This window comes from Dactylosporangium siamense (assembly GCF_016862795.1).
Lineage (GTDB): Bacteria > Actinomycetota > Actinomycetes > Mycobacteriales > Micromonosporaceae > Dactylosporangium > Dactylosporangium siamense.
In genome coordinates, this window is sequence record NZ_BONQ01000052.1 from 20,002 (window position 1) to 37,194 (window position 17,193).

The 17,193-nt window shown below is 73.2% G+C and carries 15 protein-coding genes; 4 read left to right on the forward strand and 11 right to left on the reverse strand.

The window, feature by feature from the left end; translation table 11 throughout:
* Positions 1-579 (reverse strand): isochorismatase family protein, encoded by a 579-nt coding sequence (locus Dsi01nite_RS17240; protein WP_203847182.1) that lies wholly within the window; start codon positions 577-579, stop codon positions 1-3.
* Complete coding sequence (locus Dsi01nite_RS17245; protein WP_239135955.1) at positions 576-1,805, reverse strand: MFS transporter; 1,230 nt, start codon at positions 1,803-1,805, stop codon at positions 576-578. The genes Dsi01nite_RS17240 and Dsi01nite_RS17245 overlap by 4 nt, the downstream gene beginning before the upstream one ends.
* A 126-nt stretch (positions 1,806-1,931) precedes the next feature.
* On the opposite strand from Dsi01nite_RS17245, the gene Dsi01nite_RS17250 reads away from it, so the two are divergent.
* On the forward strand, positions 1,932-2,864 hold the full coding sequence (locus Dsi01nite_RS17250) for a LysR family transcriptional regulator (protein WP_239135956.1): 933 nt from the start codon (positions 1,932-1,934) through the stop codon (positions 2,862-2,864).
* A gap of 13 nt (positions 2,865-2,877) precedes the next feature.
* Here the strand turns inward: Dsi01nite_RS17250 and Dsi01nite_RS17255 are convergent, their stop codons facing one another.
* From Dsi01nite_RS17255 to Dsi01nite_RS17265, 3 genes are all read right to left on the reverse strand, one after another.
* Positions 2,878-3,324 (reverse strand): peptidase associated/transthyretin-like domain-containing protein, encoded by a 447-nt coding sequence (locus Dsi01nite_RS17255; protein ID WP_203847183.1) that lies wholly within the window; start codon positions 3,322-3,324, stop codon positions 2,878-2,880.
* 53 nt (positions 3,325-3,377) lie between these two features.
* Positions 3,378-3,920: an RNA polymerase sigma factor gene (locus tag Dsi01nite_RS17260; RefSeq protein WP_239135957.1), complete on the reverse strand. Its 543-nt coding sequence runs from the start codon at positions 3,918-3,920 to the stop codon at positions 3,378-3,380.
* A gap of 64 nt (positions 3,921-3,984) precedes the next feature.
* The gene (locus Dsi01nite_RS17265) at positions 3,985-5,100 is read right to left on the reverse strand and encodes a S8 family peptidase (protein WP_203847185.1); all 1,116 of its coding nucleotides are present in this window, start codon (positions 5,098-5,100) and stop codon (positions 3,985-3,987) included.
* Between the two features lie 101 nt (positions 5,101-5,201).
* On the opposite strand from Dsi01nite_RS17265, the gene Dsi01nite_RS17270 reads away from it, so the two are divergent.
* Positions 5,202-7,802 carry a CHAT domain-containing protein gene (locus Dsi01nite_RS17270; protein WP_203847186.1) on the forward strand — a complete coding sequence of 867 codons (2,601 nt, stop codon included), beginning with the start codon at positions 5,202-5,204 and terminating at the stop codon, positions 7,800-7,802.
* A gap of 4 nt (positions 7,803-7,806) precedes the next feature.
* On the opposite strand, the gene Dsi01nite_RS17275 is transcribed toward Dsi01nite_RS17270, so the two are convergent.
* The gene (locus Dsi01nite_RS17275) at positions 7,807-9,342 is read right to left on the reverse strand and encodes a hypothetical protein (RefSeq protein ID WP_203847187.1); all 1,536 of its coding nucleotides are present in this window, start codon (positions 9,340-9,342) and stop codon (positions 7,807-7,809) included.
* A 370-nt stretch (positions 9,343-9,712) separates the two neighbouring features.
* On the opposite strand from Dsi01nite_RS17275, the gene Dsi01nite_RS17280 reads away from it, so the two are divergent.
* The gene (locus Dsi01nite_RS17280) at positions 9,713-10,096 is read left to right on the forward strand and encodes a RidA family protein (protein ID WP_203847188.1); all 384 of its coding nucleotides are present in this window, start codon (positions 9,713-9,715) and stop codon (positions 10,094-10,096) included.
* A 60-nt stretch (positions 10,097-10,156) separates the two neighbouring features.
* Here Dsi01nite_RS17280 and Dsi01nite_RS17285 read toward each other — a convergent pair whose 3' ends face one another.
* The 4 genes from Dsi01nite_RS17285 to Dsi01nite_RS17300 are packed head-to-tail and all read right to left on the reverse strand — an operon-like array spanning position 10,157 to position 14,085.
* The gene (locus Dsi01nite_RS17285; protein WP_203847189.1) at positions 10,157-10,780 is read right to left on the reverse strand and encodes a GTP-binding protein; all 624 of its coding nucleotides are present in this window, start codon (positions 10,778-10,780) and stop codon (positions 10,157-10,159) included.
* Positions 10,761-11,147: a DUF742 domain-containing protein gene (locus Dsi01nite_RS17290; RefSeq protein ID WP_203847190.1), complete on the reverse strand. Its 387-nt coding sequence runs from the start codon at positions 11,145-11,147 to the stop codon at positions 10,761-10,763. Before Dsi01nite_RS17290 ends, Dsi01nite_RS17285 begins: the two co-directional genes overlap by 20 nt.
* A 10-nt stretch (positions 11,148-11,157) precedes the next feature.
* On the reverse strand, positions 11,158-11,583 hold the full coding sequence (locus Dsi01nite_RS17295) for a roadblock/LC7 domain-containing protein (RefSeq protein ID WP_239135967.1): 426 nt from the start codon (positions 11,581-11,583) through the stop codon (positions 11,158-11,160).
* A gap of 45 nt (positions 11,584-11,628) precedes the next feature.
* On the reverse strand, positions 11,629-14,085 hold the full coding sequence (locus Dsi01nite_RS17300) for a sensor histidine kinase (RefSeq protein ID WP_203847192.1): 2,457 nt from the start codon (positions 14,083-14,085) through the stop codon (positions 11,629-11,631).
* A gap of 181 nt (positions 14,086-14,266) precedes the next feature.
* Between Dsi01nite_RS17300 and Dsi01nite_RS17305 the strand changes: the two genes are divergently transcribed.
* Positions 14,267-15,973, forward strand: a complete 1,707-nt coding sequence (locus Dsi01nite_RS17305; RefSeq protein WP_203847193.1) for a prenyltransferase/squalene oxidase repeat-containing protein — start codon at positions 14,267-14,269, stop codon at positions 15,971-15,973.
* On the opposite strand, the gene Dsi01nite_RS17310 is transcribed toward Dsi01nite_RS17305, so the two are convergent.
* Positions 15,867-17,189, reverse strand: a complete 1,323-nt coding sequence (locus tag Dsi01nite_RS17310; RefSeq protein WP_203847194.1) for a cytochrome P450 — start codon at positions 17,187-17,189, stop codon at positions 15,867-15,869. The genes Dsi01nite_RS17305 and Dsi01nite_RS17310 overlap by 107 nt on opposite strands.
* Positions 17,190-17,193: the final 4 nt, after the last annotated feature.

The following is a 17,193-nucleotide window of genomic DNA, read 5'->3' on the forward strand; positions in this document are numbered from 1 at the left end:
TCAGCGGCTGCTGGCCCCGGCCAGCAGCCGCACGATCTCGGCGGTGGAGCCGGCCTGACCGAGGAGCGGGAAGATCCGCCGCAGGCTGTTGTGGTGGGCTTCCAGGTCCAGGTCGGCCATGGCGTCCGTCACGAGCGTGACGTGGTAGCCGTGGTCGTATGCGGCCCGGGCGGTCGACTCCACGCCGATGCTGGTGGTGAGCCCGGCCAGCACCACCTGCGTGACGCCGCGGCGGCGCAGTCGCAGGTCGAGATCGGTGCCGTGGAAGGCGTTCCAGGTGCGTTTGGTCACGGTGATGTCGTCGGGGTGGCCGGCCAGGTCGTCCACGACGGCATCCCAGCCGTCGGGCAGTGGACCGGACCGCGCCGGCAGCTCGTTGCGGCCCGGGGCCGGGTCCGAGCCAGCCGTGACCCGGACCAGCACGACCGCGGCGCCGTGCTCGCGGAAGGCGCGGGCCAGCTCGACCGCCCGGCCCACCACCTCCTGGCCGGTGTGCGGGACCGTGGGTGCGCCGACGACGGCGTGCTGCAGGTCGATGATGACCAGCGCGCTGGTCGGGTCGAGTGCGGTGACGGTCATGCGGGTGCGCCTTCCTGTTGCGCTTGGACAACTCCGGGAAACCGCCGCCGGGACAGCAGCAGCGGGCTGGTGAGGATGAGCAGGCCCGCGACCGTGATGGCGGTGCGGGGGCTGGTGGCCTCGGCGAGCAGTCCGCCGAGCGCGCTGAGGACGGCGATCGCCGCGCTGCTGCCGATCGACCAGGCGGACAGCGTGCAGGCGGTGCGGTCCTGCGGGGTGTGTTCCAGCCGGTACGTGGCGAGCACCGGGTTGTACAGGCTCATGCTGGCGATGATCGCCAGCTCGACCGCGATCACCATCGCGAGTCCGGCGACACCGGGCTGGACGAAGGCGAGGCCGATCAGCCAGACCGCGCGCAGGGTGCCGACGGCGCGGAGGATCCGCGGCTGGCCGAACCGGGCCACGACCCGAGGGGCCAGCCGCGAGCCGATGAGCCCGCCGACGCAGGGGGCGGCGAAGGCCAGGCCGTACTGCCAGGGCGGGAAGCCGAGCTCGCCGAGCAGCAGCACGGCCAGCAGCGGCTCGGTGGCCATGATCAGTCCCGCGACGAGCAGCTGGTTGAGGTACAGCGCCCGCAGGTCGCGGTGGGTCAGCAGGTGCCGCCAGCCGTCGAGCAGCTCGCCGGCCCTGGTCTGGTGCCCGGCGGCGCGGTGGGGGTGCGCCTCCCGCCCGCCGATCGCGGCGATGCCCAGCGCGGAGAGCAGGTAGCTGAGCGCGTCGGCCACGACGGTGGCGACCGGCCCGAACAGGCCGACCGCCGCGCTACCCAGCGGCGGACCGACCGCGATGGAGCTCCACGTCGTCGACTCGAACCTCGCGTTGGCCACGATCAGGTGCTCCGGCCGGACAAGGGTCCTGAGGTAGGCGCCGCTCGCCGCGCCGAAGGCGATCTTCGCGGCGGCGACCACGGCCGAGACGACCATCAGCTGCACGAATCCGAGCCGGCCGAGGGCGTACGCGACGGGGATGGTCAGCATGGCCGCGAACCGGGCCAGATCCATCGCGATCATCACCGGCCGCTTGCGGTGGAACTCCACCCACGGCCCGAGCGGCAGGGCGATCAGCGCGCCCACCGCCGGCCCCATCGCGGACAGCGCGGACACCTGGGCGGGGCCGGCGTGCAGCACCAGCACCGCGATCAGTGGCAGGGCACCGAACCCCAGCCCCGAGCCGTAGGCGCTGACCGCGTACGCCGCCCACAACCACCCGAACCGCCGACCCAGCAACCCGCACCTCCCGCGTGAACAACCGACCGTTGACCGCCGCGATCAAAGCAAGGTCCGGGACAAGGAATCAAACAACCGATCCGGTGACGAGCCACAACCGATCGTTGTGTGAGTAAGGTGTGGCGCGTGGATCTCGATGCCGTGCGCACCTTCGTCGCCGCCGCCGACGCCGGCCAGTTCCAGGACGCCGCCGCCGCGCTGTCGATCACCCAGCAGGCGGTGTCCAAGCGCATCGCCGCGCTGGAGAAGGACCTGCAGGTGCGGCTGTTCACCCGCACCCCGCGCGGCGCCCAGCTCACGGTCGACGGCCAGGCGTTCCTTCCCCACGCCCGGGAGCTGCTGCGGGTGGAGGCGCGCGCCGACGCCTCCGTGCGCCCCGGCCGGCGGGCCCTGCGCGTCGACGTCCACAGTCGACGGACCGCGCCGGCGGTGCTGCTGCAGGACTTCCACCGCACGCACCCGCGGATCGAGCTGGACGTGGTGACGCTCGACGCCGACGTCCACGCCGCCACCGCCGCCGTCGACGCGGGGACGGTCGACGCCACCTTCCACGCCGTCACCGTGCCCGCGCGCCGGCTGCCGCCCGCGATCAGGACCGCCCGGGTGATCGACGAGCGGCACGAGCTGCTCGTCGGTCCGCGCCACCCGCTCGCCGCCGCCCACGCCGTCACGCCCGCGCAGCTCGCCGAGCACCGCATCTGGATGCCGGGCATGGCCGTGGACACCGAATGGTCCGACTACTACGACGAGCTCGCCGCCGCGTTCGGCCTCACCATCGACCGGATCGGCCCGGTCTTCGGCAACGAGGCGCTGCTGGCCGAGATCGCCGACTCCCCGACGCTGGCGACCCTCGCGGGCGAACGCACCCGGTACCTGTGGCCGGACAGCTACGACCTGCGCCGCATCCCGGTGCGCGACCCGGCACCGATCTACCCGATGTCACTGATCTGGCGCGCCGACAACCCGCATCCGGCGCTGCCGAAGCTCCGCGACCACCTCGTCGCCAGGCGGGTGGACCCGCCCGACGGCCCGGTGTGGCTGCCGAAGTGGGGCCGCTGAAGGCTGCCCGGGGTCAGGCGTCGAACCACTCCGTGACGAAGGTGACGCCGTCGTCGAACGTCACCCCGACCCGGTGCCGGCCGGGCGTGAGGCCGTCGACCTGGAACCGCCCGCGCTCGTCGGCACGGGTCGTCCGAGTGTCGCCCGGCTTCTCTATGGTCACGGCGGCCGGCGCCGGTGGATCCAGCTGGCCGAGCAGCCGCAGGGTGCCGTCGTCGGTCGACAGCTCGAGCACCACCGTGACGTCGTCGCGTTCAAACGTCAGCAGCCGCGCCGCGCCGCCGCGCACGTGTGCGAGCTCCCGTCCGGTCGAGGCCGTGTCGTCGGTGAGCCGGGCGAGCTCCCGGTCGAGGTTGCGCCATGCCAGCGCCTCGAACCCGGCCAGCACGAACCGGTCCGGGACAGGGTCGGCGTCGCGCCACAGGGACTGCAGGGCGTCGCCGAGAGCGTCGTCGTTCATCGGGCACCTCGCGCGTTCGGTCTGGCACGGAATGGCGGCTTCTGGTGGCCGGGTCAGTCGGTCATGATCGACCGGAGACCGGCGAGGCAGCGCGCCCGGGTGGGGCCGATGCTGCCGATCGGGATGTCCAGCGCGGCACCGACCGTCTCGTAGCTGGGTGCCGGGTCCGCGAACATGACCCTGAGCAGCCGCTGGCACCCGTGCGACAGCCGCGACACCGCCTGCCACAGGACGCGCTGGGACTCGTCGCGCAGCAGGCGCTCGTCGACCGCCGGCGCCACCGCCGCGGCGCCCAGCCCGTCGACGTCGTCGACGGGCAGGTCCCGTCCGGCCCGGCGGATCAGGTTGAGCGCCTCCCGGCGGGCCGTCGTGGCCAGCCAGCCGGGAAGCCGCTCGGCGTCGCGGATGTCGTGCAGGTGCTCGACCAGCCGCAGCCACGTGCCCTGCACCACGTCGCCGGCGTCGGCGGTGGACAGCCGGAAGCCGCGTGCGATGGACCAGACGAGGCTGGAGTAGGTGGTGACGATGGCGTTCCAGGCTTTTTGGTCGCCCTCGGCCGCGGCCGCCAGGGCGGCCGCGGGATCGAAATCAGTCACGCCCGGAACCCTAACAGCCGTTGCCACGGCACGATGTCCGTTCATGTCCTACCCCGCTGACCGCTCATGCCAGGCCGGGCAGGCCACCGTAGGAGCGCGCGGTCGCCTCCTTGCGCACGAGATCGGCGGCGCCCAGCACGGAACCCGCCGTGCGGTGGTGGCTGGCGATCGCCGCCGCGGCGTACGGGGCGGCGAACGAGGTGCCGCTCCACCGCGCGAAGCCGGTCGGGAAGTCGTCGTGGGTGACATACGTGCTCGTGACGTCGGCGCCGGGGGCGGTCACGTCCACCCACGCGCCGCTGTTGCTCCACGAGCACAGCTCCGTGCCGTCGTGTGCGGCCACGGCGAGCACCTGCGACGCGAACGGCAGCGCCGTGCCGGCGAACGCCGCCGGCCAGTACGGCCGGTCGCTGATGCCCTCGTTCCCGGCGGCCGCCACGACCACCCGGTCCCGGCCGCGCAGCAGCTTCGTCAGCGCGGCCGCCAGCAGCAGCGGCGGGCGGTCGTTGCGGGTGAACCCGCCGAGGGACAGGTTCACCACGTCGACGTCGGTCAGGGCGAACAGGGCCCGGGCGAGGTCGACCTCGGTGCACAGGCCGTCGGCGTCGAGCACCTTGATCGCGCGCACCCGGGCGTTGTCGGTGCGGGACATGACGACGCCGATGATGAAGTTCGCGTGACCGAGGTCGGTGCCGGAGACCAGTTCCTCGTCGAGGTCGTCGGTCTCGTACCAGTGCGACGGCAGCGGGCTGTCGGCCCACACCGCGGTGTCCAGCACGGTCAGCCGCACCGCGGCGTCCGCGGCCGGGCCGCCGTCCAGCGGGTACATCTCGGCGGTGACCGGCGGGCCGTAGGGGCCGCCCATCTCGAACGGGTTGGACAGGAACACGTGGTTGGGTGCGGCCGCACCGGTCGGCAGCGCCGCCGTCACCATCTCCGGTTCGGCGCCGGGCGCGGCCAGCCGCACGAAACCGGCGACGGCCGGCAGTGCCCTGATCGCCGCGGGCGCCACCCCCGCCGACACCAGCGCGGCGCGGGCCGCCTGCTCGTGGTCGGCGGCCACCAGCACCTCGTTCCGGGTGCGGCGCACCGGCCGGCCGGTCGCGGTGTCGGTGTGCAGCCACGGCAGCGCCGCCAGCCGGGCAGCGCGGCGCTCGTTCCAACGTCCAAACTGAGCCATCGCAGATCTTCCTCACGTGTCGCCGTGGATAGGATGCGCAAGATGACGGGCGTGGACGGTCCCCTGATACATCCGGGCGGAAGTATTTCTGGCCCGGTGGCATGACCGTCCCCGCCGACCAGCTCCTGCAGGCGATCCAGGCCGACCCGCACCGCGCCGCCGCCGACGCGCGCGAGGCGCTCGCCAAGGCCCGTGCCGTGCGCGACCACGCCGCCGCGGCCGCGGCGCAGCGCGTGCTGGGGCTTGCCGCGCACGGGCTGCACGACGTGACCGCCGCCGCCGCGCACCTGCGCGCGGCGATCCGCTCCGCACACCGGGCCGGGGACGCCACCGTGGAGGCCGAGTGCCGCATGAGCCACGCGCTCGTGCTCGACGACCGCGGCGCGTCCGCGGCGGCGCTGCGCGAGATCGAGCGGGCCTGCCTGCAGCTCACCGGCCTGCGCCTGGCCCGCGCGACCATGCAGCGGGCGCTGATCCTGCGCCGGGTCGGCCGCGACGACGACGCCCTCGCCGGCTATCAACGCGCGCTGACCGCCTTCCGGCAGCACGGCGACGCGCTGTGGGAGGGCCGCGCCCTGGTGAACCGTGGGGTGCTGCGCGGGTACCGCGGCGAGCTCGGCCCGGCCCGGGCGGACCTCGGCCGCGCGGTGCAGATCTTCACCGACCTGGGGCTGCCCGACGCCGTCGCGCGGACCCAGCACAACCTCGGCTTCCTCGCCGCGCAGGCGGGCGACGTGCCGGCCGCGTTGTCGCACTACGACCAGGCCCGTGACCGCCTCGCCTACGTCGGCGCCGCCGCGGTCACCCAGCTCGACCGGGCCGAACTGCTGCTCACCGCCCGGCTGCGGCCCGAGGCGCGGGCCGCGGTCGGCGAGGCGGTCGAGGCCGCCCGGGCCGGCGCGTTCTCCTCGCTGCTCGGCCAGGCGCAGCTGCTGTCCGCGCGGATCGAGCTGGTCGGCGGCGACGCCGGCCTCGCCCGGACCCTCGCCCGGCAGGCCCGGGCCACGTTCACCCGGCAGTCCCGCCCGATCTGGGCGGCGCTCGCCCACCGGGTCGAGCTCGGCGCGAGGGTCGCGGCCGCCGGCGGCAACCGGCGCGTCCTGCGGGACCTGGAGACGGTCGGCGACCGGCTGGCCGCCGCCGTCTGGCTGCCCAGCGCCTGGGACACCTGGGTCGACGCCGCGCACGTCGCCGTCGACCTCGACGACATGGCCACCGCGACCCGCTGCCTCGAGAAGGCCGACGCCGGCCGGCACGCCGGGTCGGCGCCGCTGCGGGCGCGGGCATGGCACGCCGCGGCACGCATCGCGCTGCGGGAGGACCGGCTGCCGGTCGCCAAGCGCCGGCTCGCCGCCGGCTATCGCGACATCGAGCAGCACCAGGCCACGCTCGGCGCCACCGAGCTCGGGATGCGCGGCGGCGCCGTCGGCGTCGACATCGCGGCGGCCAGGCTGCGCCTCAGCCTCGGCGAGGGCGACGCCCGTGGCGCGCTGACCTGGCTGCAGCGCGTCCGCAGCGCGGCGCTACGGTTGCCGCCGGCCCGCCCGTCCGACGACCCGGTGGTCGAGGCGCTGCTCGCGGAGCTGCGCACGGTCGCGACGGAGAGCGCCACGACCGCGATCGACTCGCCGCGCACCGCGCGGCTGCTGCGCCGCCAGCGCGCGATCGAGGCCGAGGTGCGGCAGCGGTCCTGGCTGAGCGCCGGCACCCCGGTCGCGGCCCGCCGCCCGCCCACGCTCGCTGCCCTGTCCGCGGCGCTCGGCGACCGGGTGCTCGTCGAGCTGGCGGCGCTCGACGGCCAACTGCACGCGCTGGTGCTCGCCGACGGCCGCGTGCGGCACCGCCGGCTGTGCCCGGTCGAGCCGGTCGCGACGGAGCTGACCGCGCTGCGGTTCGCGATCCGCCGGCGGGTCGTCTACCCGGGCACCCGCATCGCCGCCCGCGCCGACGACGCGGCGGCGTACTCCGCCGGCGTCCTCGACCGGCTGCTGCTGCGCCCCCTCGCCGACCTGCTGGACGAGCGGCCGGTGGTGCTCGTGCCCAGCGGCGCCCTGCACGCCATGCCGTGGGCGATGCTGCCGACCTGCCACGGGCGGGCGGTGACGGTCAGCCCGTCGTCGTGGCAATGGTGGTGGGCCGCGACCGCGGACCCCCACGGCGGGCACGGGCGGGTCCTGGTCGCCGGGCCCGCGCCGCACCACGCGAGTGTCGAGGTCACCGCGCTCGCCGGATGGCTGCCGGCGGTCACCGCCCTCACCGGCGCCGCGGCGACGGTGACCGGCGCGCTGCGCACCCTCGACGGCGCGGCGCTGGGGCACGTGGCGAGCCACGGCGTGTTCCGCGCCGACAACCCGATGTTCTCCCACCTGATCCTCGCCGACGGGCCGCTCACCGTGTGCGACCTGTCGGCGCTGCGCCACCCGCCGGAGCTGCTGGTGCTGTCCTCGTGCGACGCGGGGTTGTCCGCGGTGCACCCCGGCGACGAGCTGCAGGGGCTGGCGGCGGCGCTGCTCGGGCTCGGCACCCGCACCGTCGTGGCGAGCCTCGGTCCGGTCGACGACGAGGACACGCTGCGGCTCATGACCGACCTGCACCGCCGCCTCGCCGACGGCGTGGCCCCGGCCGTCGCGCTGGCCCGGGCGCAGTCGGCCGGCGTGGACCGGATCAGCGCGGCGACGTTCATCTGCCTGGGCGCCGGCTGAGCGGTCAGCCCCGCCAGGCCTGCGCCTCGATGCCGGGCTCGGGCGGCCGCGGGCCGCGGAGCCGGGCCGCCGTGGTGACCGCCGCGGACACCACCGCTCCCCCGATCGCCACCAGGACGGCGATCCGGGCCGCGGTGTCGTAGCCGTCCGGGTTCCCGGCCGACCAGCCGTAGAACGACCAGCCGATGCCGACCGCGGTCAGCACCGCCACGCCCAGCACACCCACCGGATGCCACCACCGCAGCCCCCGGTCACCGGCAACCGTCGCCAGGCACCAGACCAGACCCGCCATCGCGACCACGATCCCGAAGATGCCGGCGAACCACGTGCCGGCGGCGACCCCGACCAGCAGCGCGAGCGAGCCGAGCACGGTCAGGCTGGCCGCGCCCGCCGCGAGCCGCCGGCGGCGGGTCAGCACCGGCAGCAGCGCGAGGCTGACCAGGACCGGCACCGCCGACCCGGCCAGCGTGAACTCCAGCCAGACGTGCTGCCCGGCTCCGACGAGCGGATCAGCCTCCGGCGGGACCCTGTCGGACGGCACCCCGACCCGCTGCCAGGTCCCGTCGGCGAACCTGACGGCGAGGCCGTCGCGCCGGTTGGCGACGAACACGAGGTGGCCGCCGGTGACCGGCAGCACGGCCACCTCGGCCGAGGCCAGGTCGACGCGGGTCGACCCGAGGTCGTCGACCTGCCTGGCCAGGAACTCCCGCCGCCCGTCCGAGACCTCCCAGGACATCCGCCAGGTCCGGCCGTCGTCGACGGTCTCCTCGACGGCCATCCGCCCGGGCACGACGCGGTAGCAGTGCCCTGGCCGGTCGGGCACACACGCCTGGGTGTTCAGCGGCGGCGATGTCGGCGGCAGGGTCGCCGTCGACGGGGGATCCTCCACCCAGGTCCGGCCGTCGCTCGTCGACAGCCAGGTCGAGGGCCACGACTCCGCGGTCGGGTCGGCGTTGAGCGCGTGGAAGCCGTTGTACAGCCCGACCAGCGCCCGGCCGTCGACCACCTGGACCCGGGCCACGGCCGGGTAGTACGGGGCGCTGGTGGCGGCGACCGCGAGCACCGCCACCGGGAGCACCAGCGCGGCGCGCACGGTCCGGGTCCACCGCTCCGGCAGCTCGGCCTCGCGCACCCGGGTCCAGGTCCACCAGGCGACCGCGAGCGCCGGCAACGCGACGAGGTCGGTCCCGTCGGCGAGCACCGTGGACGGCCGCACCAGGCTCCACGCCGCCGACGCGAACCCGGCCCCGGCCGTCGTGGCCTTCACCCAGGTGAACGCGAGCCCGACGCCGGCCAGCCCGGCAACGGCGGCGAGCCCGGCCGGCACGCGCGGGACGAGCAGGCACAGCACCGCCGCGACCAGCGCCGGGGCGAAGACGAGCCCGGCGACGTCGCTCAGCTTGCCGGTGACCGCTCCCGGGTACGCCGCCTTCAGCAGGTGATCGTTGACCAGCAGCACGACAACCGCGCCGACGGTGACCGGGTGGGTCATCCAGGCAAGGGCGACCGCGACGTGCCGCATACCGGAGGTGCGCTCCATCGGCCCATCATCCGGCTCCTCGGCGACGCCATCAGCCCCGTTGCGCGACCGTTATCGGCGCTCACCGGTCACCGCCGCCAGGTGGTCGGCGACCGGCGGGTGCGGCGCCTGGGACACCCGGGCCACCTCGGCGCAACTGCGGCATCGCCCAGCCGGCGGGGCGGAGCTGGACCGGCAGCACCGGGGCGCGCAGCATGTCCACGAAGATCGGGCCGAGCACGCAGGGCCTCGACCGGCGCGATGGTGGCGGTGTCCAACGTGCTGCCGTACGCCGTGCTGGTCGGCCTGGTCACGTGGACCGTCACGCACGGCAGGTGCCAGGCCCGCGCCGGCCGGGCGGCAGCGGTCGCCGTCGAATAGGGTCGGGTGCGTGGAACACTTGATCCGGCCGGACGGGCTGCCACCGGTCAACGGCTACAGCCACGCGGTCCGCTTCTCCGGGGCGATGGTCGCCGTGTCCGGCCAGGTGCCGGTGGACGGCGCGGGGCAGCTCATCGGCGCGGACGACCCGGAGGCGCAGGTCCGCCAGGTGTTCACCAACCTGGCCGCGGCCCTCGCCGCGGCCGGCTCCGGGCTGGACCGGGTCGTCAAGCTGACCGTGTACCTGACCGACCTCGCCGACCTCGCCGTCTTCCGCACCGTCCGCGACGAGTTCATCGACCCGGCCGCGCCGCCGGCAAGCTCACTGGTCCAGGTGAGCGGCCTGGTGCACCCCGCGTTCCGGGTGGAGGTCGACGCGCTCGCGGTGGCTTGACGGCCTACCAGCTGCCTGCGCAGTTGCACCTGCCGCCGGGGGCACTGCGGCGCGGGACCGTCAAGCCGATGCCGCCGCGCTGCGTTGTGCCCGCTGCTGTCGTGCGATGCGCTGGGCATGTGTCACCAGGCTGACGAGCACCGCCTTTGCCGACGCCCGGTCGCGAGCGTCACAGAGGATGACGGGGACATCCAGCGCCAGGTCGAGCGCGATGCGGACCTCCTCGGGCGTGTGCCGGCGGGGGGTCCCGTCGAAGCAGTTGACACCGATGACGAACGGGATGTTGCGCCGCTCGAAGTAGTCGATGCTCGGGAAGCTGTCGGCGAGCCGGCGGGTGTCGGCGAGCACGATGGCTCCCAGGGCTCCGAGGGCGAGTTCGTCCCAGACGAACAGGAACCGGTCCTGGCCGGGCGTACCGAACAGGTACACCACGACATCGGTGCTGATGGTGATCCGGCCGAAGTCCATGGCGACGGTGGTCGTGGTCTTTTCGTCCACGCCCTCGAGGTTGTCGATACCGATGCTCGCCGTGGTGATGCGTTCCTCGGTCTGCAGCGGCTGGATTTCGCTCACCGTACCGACGAGCGTCGTCTTGCCCGCGCCGAAGCCGCCCGCGACGAGGATCTTCGTGGCCCTGGGCATGCCTGCCGAGCCGTCGCGCCGATCAGAGGTTTCGGATGCCATGAAGCACCTCTTCAAAAAGGTCGTCGTCCGGCAGGGCCGGCACCGGATCCGGGTTGTTGGCCAAGATGAGCAACCGGCTGAGCAGATCGCCGAGCAGGACTCGGATGGTGCCGACGGGCAGGTTGAGGTGCGCGGACAGTTCCGCGACGGAGGTCGGCTGTTGGCAGCGCCGGAGGATGGCCTCGTGTTCGGGGCCGAGGTCGAGGACGTCGGCACCTGAGACGCTGCGACTCGTCATGATCATCGAGACCAGGTCGAAGCGGCCGTTCGCTTGGGTCCGGCCGCCCGTCATTGCATAGGGGCGCACGACCGGGCCGGCGTCGAGGTCGACCCAGATCTCGTCGGGGTCGTGCAGTGGGGTGTCCATTACCTCGGCGTCACCTGCCGTTGATCTGGCCGGAGTGCGCTCGCGGCTGGGTTGCGAGATGTTCGGTGACGCGTTGCACCAGCATCTCCATTTCGTAGGCGACGATGCCCAGGTCGCTGTTCGGTCCGCTGATGACTGCGAGGCAGGTTCCGTGGCCGGCCGCGATGACGAACAGGTACCCGTCCTCGAACTCCAGCACGGTCTGGCGGAGGACGCCGAGGTTGAAGAGCGGGCTGACGCTGCGGGCCAGGCTCTGCAGTCCGGAGGCACTGGCGGACACATGCTCGGCAAGGTCGCGTTGGATCTCCTGCGAGGAGGCGACGCGCAGCCCGTCGGCAGAGAGCACGACGGCATGTCGCACCTCCGCCACCCGGGTGACCAGGTCTTGTAACAGCCAGGTCAGATCGCCGGGGGTGGTCGATTCCTGCACCACGATGGTCCCTTCTTGACGTCCGGTTGCGGTTGTCCGTGGTGTCACGACTTACTCGGCGGGGGCGGCGTGTGTGCCGGATGTGCTGGGCGGAGTGGCGGGCGTCGGCAGGTTCAAGGCGGCTGGCTCGTCCCAGCCATCGGCGCCAGATGCCTGCCGTCGGGCTGCGCGCGAGCCCTGCTGGAACGCGGCCATCCGCGCGCCGGCCGACTCGGCGGAGCGCGGCGCCAGGGCGGGCACCTCGGCCGGGGGCGCACTCTCACCCTCGGGCGCTTTCCGGGAGCGTCGTGGCAGACCGAAGACGGTGTCCGGCTCTACGTCTGGGCCGGTGGCCGGCTCTGCGGACAACCCCATGGTGAGCTCGACGGCCGGGGCTGTGGCCAGGGAGTCGAACGGGTCCGGCGAGGCAGCGTGCTTCGCGGCGGGCGCCGCACCGTTCGACGGGGCAAGCACCGCGACGGCGGTGTGCCGTTCCTCGGGGAGGGAGACCATCGAGGACTCCACCAATGCTCCGGACGGTGCGATCGGGGCGGTGACGACCGGTAGCGCGGCTGCGGTCGCATCGGCGTCGGGGCCGTCCTGAGCCGGCGTGGGCGCGTCGGCCTGGGGATCGATCAGTGCTTTCGGGATCAGCACGACTGCGGTCGTGCCGCCGTACGGCGACCGGCGCAGGTGCACGCTGATGCCATGCCGCTTGGCGAACAGGGCAACGACGTAAAGGCCGAGCCGGACGTTGCTCGAACGCTGGAACTCCGGTGGATTGACCAGCGACTCGTTGGCGGCGGCCAGCGCCGTCTCGCCCATGCCGAGGCCGCGGTCTTCGATCTCCACCACGTAGCCGTTGCTGACGTGCTCGCCGCCGACCTGCACCTTGGTGTGTGGTGGCGAGAACCTGGTGGCGTTCTCCACGAGCTCGGCGAGCAGGTGGATGACGTCGCCCACAGCGCGGCCGGCAAGGCCGGGCGCCGAGCTGAGCCGCACGGTGACACGGGCGTAGTCCTCGATCTCACCGATCGCCGCGCGCAGGACGTCGATCATCGGGACCGGCTTACGCCACGCACGCCCCGACTTCCCGCCGGAGAGCACGATCAGGTTTTCCGCGTTGCGCCGCATCCGGGTGGCGAGGTGGTCGACGGCGTAGAGGTCGGCCAGCTTCTCCTCGTCGGTTTCCTTGTGCTCCATGGCGTCAAGCGTCGTGATCTGCCGGTGCAGCAGCGCCTGGGAGCGTCGTGCGATGTCGGTGAGACGAGCCCTGAAGCTGTGGCGCAGCTCGGCCTGCTCAACGGCGGCGTGGACGGCAGCTTGCTGCACCGAGTTGAACGCGTGGCCGACCTGCCCGATCTCGTCCGTGCCGAATTCCAGGGGCGGCGCCTCGACGTTGACGTCGACCTGTTCACCGCGACGCAGTTTGTCCATGACCCCGGGCAGCCGCGAGGTGGCCAGCTCGTCTGCTGCGTCGCGCAGCCGGACGAGTTGGGCAAGCAGCTTCCGGGCAGTGGTGATGGAAATCACGATGGACGCGATGACAGCGATCAGGCCGAGACCGCCGGCCAGCAGAAGCCGGACCACCACGCCGATGACGGCAGGCTCGGCCCGCTGCAGCGTCTGATCGGCAGAGGCCAATTCGAATTGGCGCAGCTCGCCGGCGGCCGCGGTGATCACGCTGGTCCAGCCTGCCGCGGTGACCGGTGGTGCCACGCCCGCCCGGGCACCGGTGACGAGTTGGTCCTCGACGGTGCGGAGCTTCGTCAACGCGTCGCCGCCGATGAGCCTGTCGTACTGTCCCCGCTCGGGGATCGGCAGGTTGACCGCTGCCTCGGCGTAGGCGTAGCGCTGGATGCTGACCAGCCGGGCGAGGTCGGCCGGCTCGGTGCCGGTGAACCGCCCGGCGGCGAACACGCCCGCGAGCAGAGCGTCCTCCTGGGACAGGACCTCCCGCGCTCGGGTCAACGCGATCAGGGTCCGCGACTGCGCGGCGATCTCAGGGTCATCCAGGGCGGAGATGGAGCCGTAGACCCGGAACGCACCGTCGATGATCTTCGTGTATTCGCCGACCACGTTCGTCGCGGCACCGCTGTCCACAGCGGCGCGCTGGGGCTGCAGCTGGTCCAGCAGCACTGCCATCTCGCTGATGCGGGTCTTGAGGGTGCCGTCCGCCGCCCAGGACACCCCCGAGCTCGCTGTCGACGCCCGCCAAGCGGCGACGACTTCATCAGTGTTCCGGCGCTGGTCGGTCACAGCCTGGCGCTGGGCATCACGACCGGTGGGACTGCTGCGATACACCACCGACAGCCGCCGCTCGGCCTGCAGCGCAGCCACCAGCGACTCGGTCGGCCGGCCCACGCCCGGGTCAAGAGTGCTGACCCACAGCAGGTTGAGGCCCTCGCGCAACGTCACGAACGCGGCGAATCCCCACAGCGCAACGAGCGACAGCAGCAGAGCGACAACCTTCGCTCGCAGCCGCGTGCCACGCGGTTGACCAGCCGGGCGCTTCCTCGCGAAGATCATTTACCCGTCCCGATCCGAGAGGTAGGGCCAGTCTTTTTTGTTTGAAACCGGCCGCGGACACCACCGGGCGCGACCTCTTGTCCGCTATCCGGCACAGACACGGCGGGCAATGTATCAGTTTTGGAAAGTGCCATACACTCAGGCCCTAATGATCAAATGGTCGAAGGCCTTGGGTGAATGAATGCCAGACCGAATTGCCGCAGGTCAACCATCGCCGACCCGGCACGACACCGTCGCCGCACTCCTGGACGAGATCACCACTGACCCGGGGGGCGTGGTGAGCGCCTCGATCTACGACACCGCCCGACTCGTCAGCCTTACCCCTTCGCTGCCCGGGCATACCGCCCGGCTGCGGTTCCTCCTTACACAGCAGCGCAGCGACGGATGCTGGGGAGAGGCAGACGGCTACGCGCTCGTGCCGACACTGAGCGCCACCGAAGCCATTCTCGCCACCCTCCACCGGCCGTCGGCGGCCGGCATCGAGGCCGGGCAACTGCGCAGCTCGGCGCTGCGGGGCCTCACCGCGCTGCGGCGCTGGTCGGGCAGCCACGAGTCCGTGCCTGACACGATCGCGGTTGAGGTCGTCGTGCCTGCCCTGATCGCCGCCATCAACAGCCACCTCGACGGCCCGGATCCCGTCGTCGCCAGCGACGTTCGGCTGGCCGTGCCGGCAGGCATGAACCCCGACGCGGCAAGGCATCTGACGGCCCGCGTGCGTGACCACGCCGGCAGCGACCCGCAGACCTGGTGGGCGTCGCTGGAGGTGCTCGGCGCGGACGCTGCCCGCATCGCCACGGTGCGACCGCACGAGCAGGGAATGATCGCCTGCTCGCCGGCGGCAACCGCAGCATGGCTGGGCGAGAACCCGGACCACAGCACGCCCGCCGCGGCAGCCGCGGCGCGGTATCTCAGCCGGCTGCAGGCGGCCGGCGGCGGACCGGTCGCCGGTGTCTGGCCGATCACCTTCTTCGAGCGGTCCTGGGTCCTGAGCGTCCTGGCGCCGGCCATGTCCAGCCAGCCGGCACCCGCCAGCGTCCTGGACAGCCTCGACGGCGCGCTCGGACCAGGCGGCGCAAGCGCCGCGCCCAGCCTCCCGCCGGACTGCGACGACGCCGCGGTGGTGCTCACCGCACTGCACCGCCACGGCCGGCCACGGCCCGTCGACCCGCTCCTGACCTACTACACCGGCAGCTATTTCCGGTGCTTCCCAACCGAGCGAACCGCGTCGGTGAGCACCACCGCGCACGCCCTCGAGACGCTGCACGAGGCGATCGTCGCCCAGCCGGCCGAGCGCCTGCGGCTGGACCCGATCGCCGAGGCGACCGCTGCCTGGCTGGTAGAGACTCAAACGGCTGACGGCAGTTGGTGGGACAAATGGCATGCCTCGCCGTACTACGCGACGGCCTGCTGTGTCGACGCGCTGACGCCCTACACCGTCGTCCTGGCCGGATCCACGGCCACAACGACGGTGGGTGCAGCGGTCAAGCACGCCGTCCAGCGGGCCGTGGCGTGGACAGTGGCCACACAGCACACCGATGGGTCATGGGGCCGCTGGGGCGGCAGCGTCGAAGAGACGGCCTACGCCGTGCAGATCCTCACCCGTGCCGGCGGCGTCGGTCCCGATGTCGCCGCAGCGGTTGCGGCCGGCGCGGCATACCTGCGGCAGCAGCACGGCAGTGGCCCGCACCGCGGTCTGTGGCACGCCAAGGACCTCTACGCCCCAGTGCGGGTGATCCGGGCCACCCGGCTCGCCGCGCTCGCCGCTGCGGAGCGGTTCGCGGTCACCTCCGGTGCAGCACGAAACGCCCCGGCTGGCGCGGCCGCAGTGCCGCGGTTGCCCGCGCCACGAGAGGCCCAGACCCGACGAGCTCTGGCCGATGCCGACTGAGCACGGCCGCAACGACGAGCTGGGCCTCGGCGGTGAACAGGTGATTGCCCAGGCATTGATGCGGGCCGCCGCCGAACGGTAGGAACGCATACCGGTGCCGGCGCGGCGCCGCCGGCCCGAACCGGTCCGGATCGAACCGGTGGGGATCCGGCCACGCCGTCGGCAGCCGGTGCATCACGTACGGGCTGACCAGCACCGTCGCCCCGGCCCGGATCGGTACACCGTCGATCACGTCAGGCTCGGCCGCCGTGCGCGGCACGATCCAGCCCGCGGGCCACAACCGCATCGTCTCCTGCAGCACCTGCCGGGTGTAGACCAGCCGGTCCAGGTGCTCAGGAGCCGGGGCTGCGTCGCCGACGACCGCGTCGACCTCCTCGACGACCCGCGCCGCGACGTCAGGATGCGCATCCAGCGCCATCCACAGCCACGACAGGGTCAGCGCCGTTGCCTCGGTGCCGGCGACGAACATCGACACCACGTCGTCGCGGACCTGCCGGTCGGTCAACGCCGCACCGTTCTCGTCGCGGGCCGCGACAAGCAGCGACAGGATGTCACCGTCGCCGCCACCATCGCCGCGGACCCGTTGCACATGCGGGTACACGATGTCGTCGATCTGGCGCACGGCCCGGCGAAACCGTTGATCGCCGGGGACTGGCAGCCAGTCGGGCGCGAACGGCAGCGCGATGCGCCATCCCAGGGCACCGAACGCGGTGGAGATGGCCGCGCCGAGCACCCCTGCCTCTCCGCTGGGTATCCGGTCGGCGAAGAAGGCGCGGATGAGAGCCCGGAACACCACACGGGTCATACCCTCCACGAGCTCCACCGGTCGGCCGGCCCGCCCATCGGCCTCGAGCTCGGCGACGGCGGCCACGATCGCGTCGGCCATCGCGTCGAGGACGCCACGGACCGCGCGCGCTGTGAAGATCGGTTGCAGCAGGTTCCGGCTGCGCTGCCAGCTGGGCCCGTCGCTGGCGATGCCGTCACCCTCCAGCCGACGCAGCGGCTTCCACAGCATGCCGTCGCGGACGTACTGCGACGACCGCTCGCGCAGCACCAGTTGCACATGGTCGGCACTTGTCAGCAGCAGGGGCCGGACCGGGCCGACGTCCAGACGCACAATCGCGCCGTCGTTGGCCGCGCCGAGACGCTCCAGCGCGGCCAGCGGGTCACGGGCCAAGGCCGGGACGGCCCGCCAGATCGGCTCGCGGTGCATCATCGGC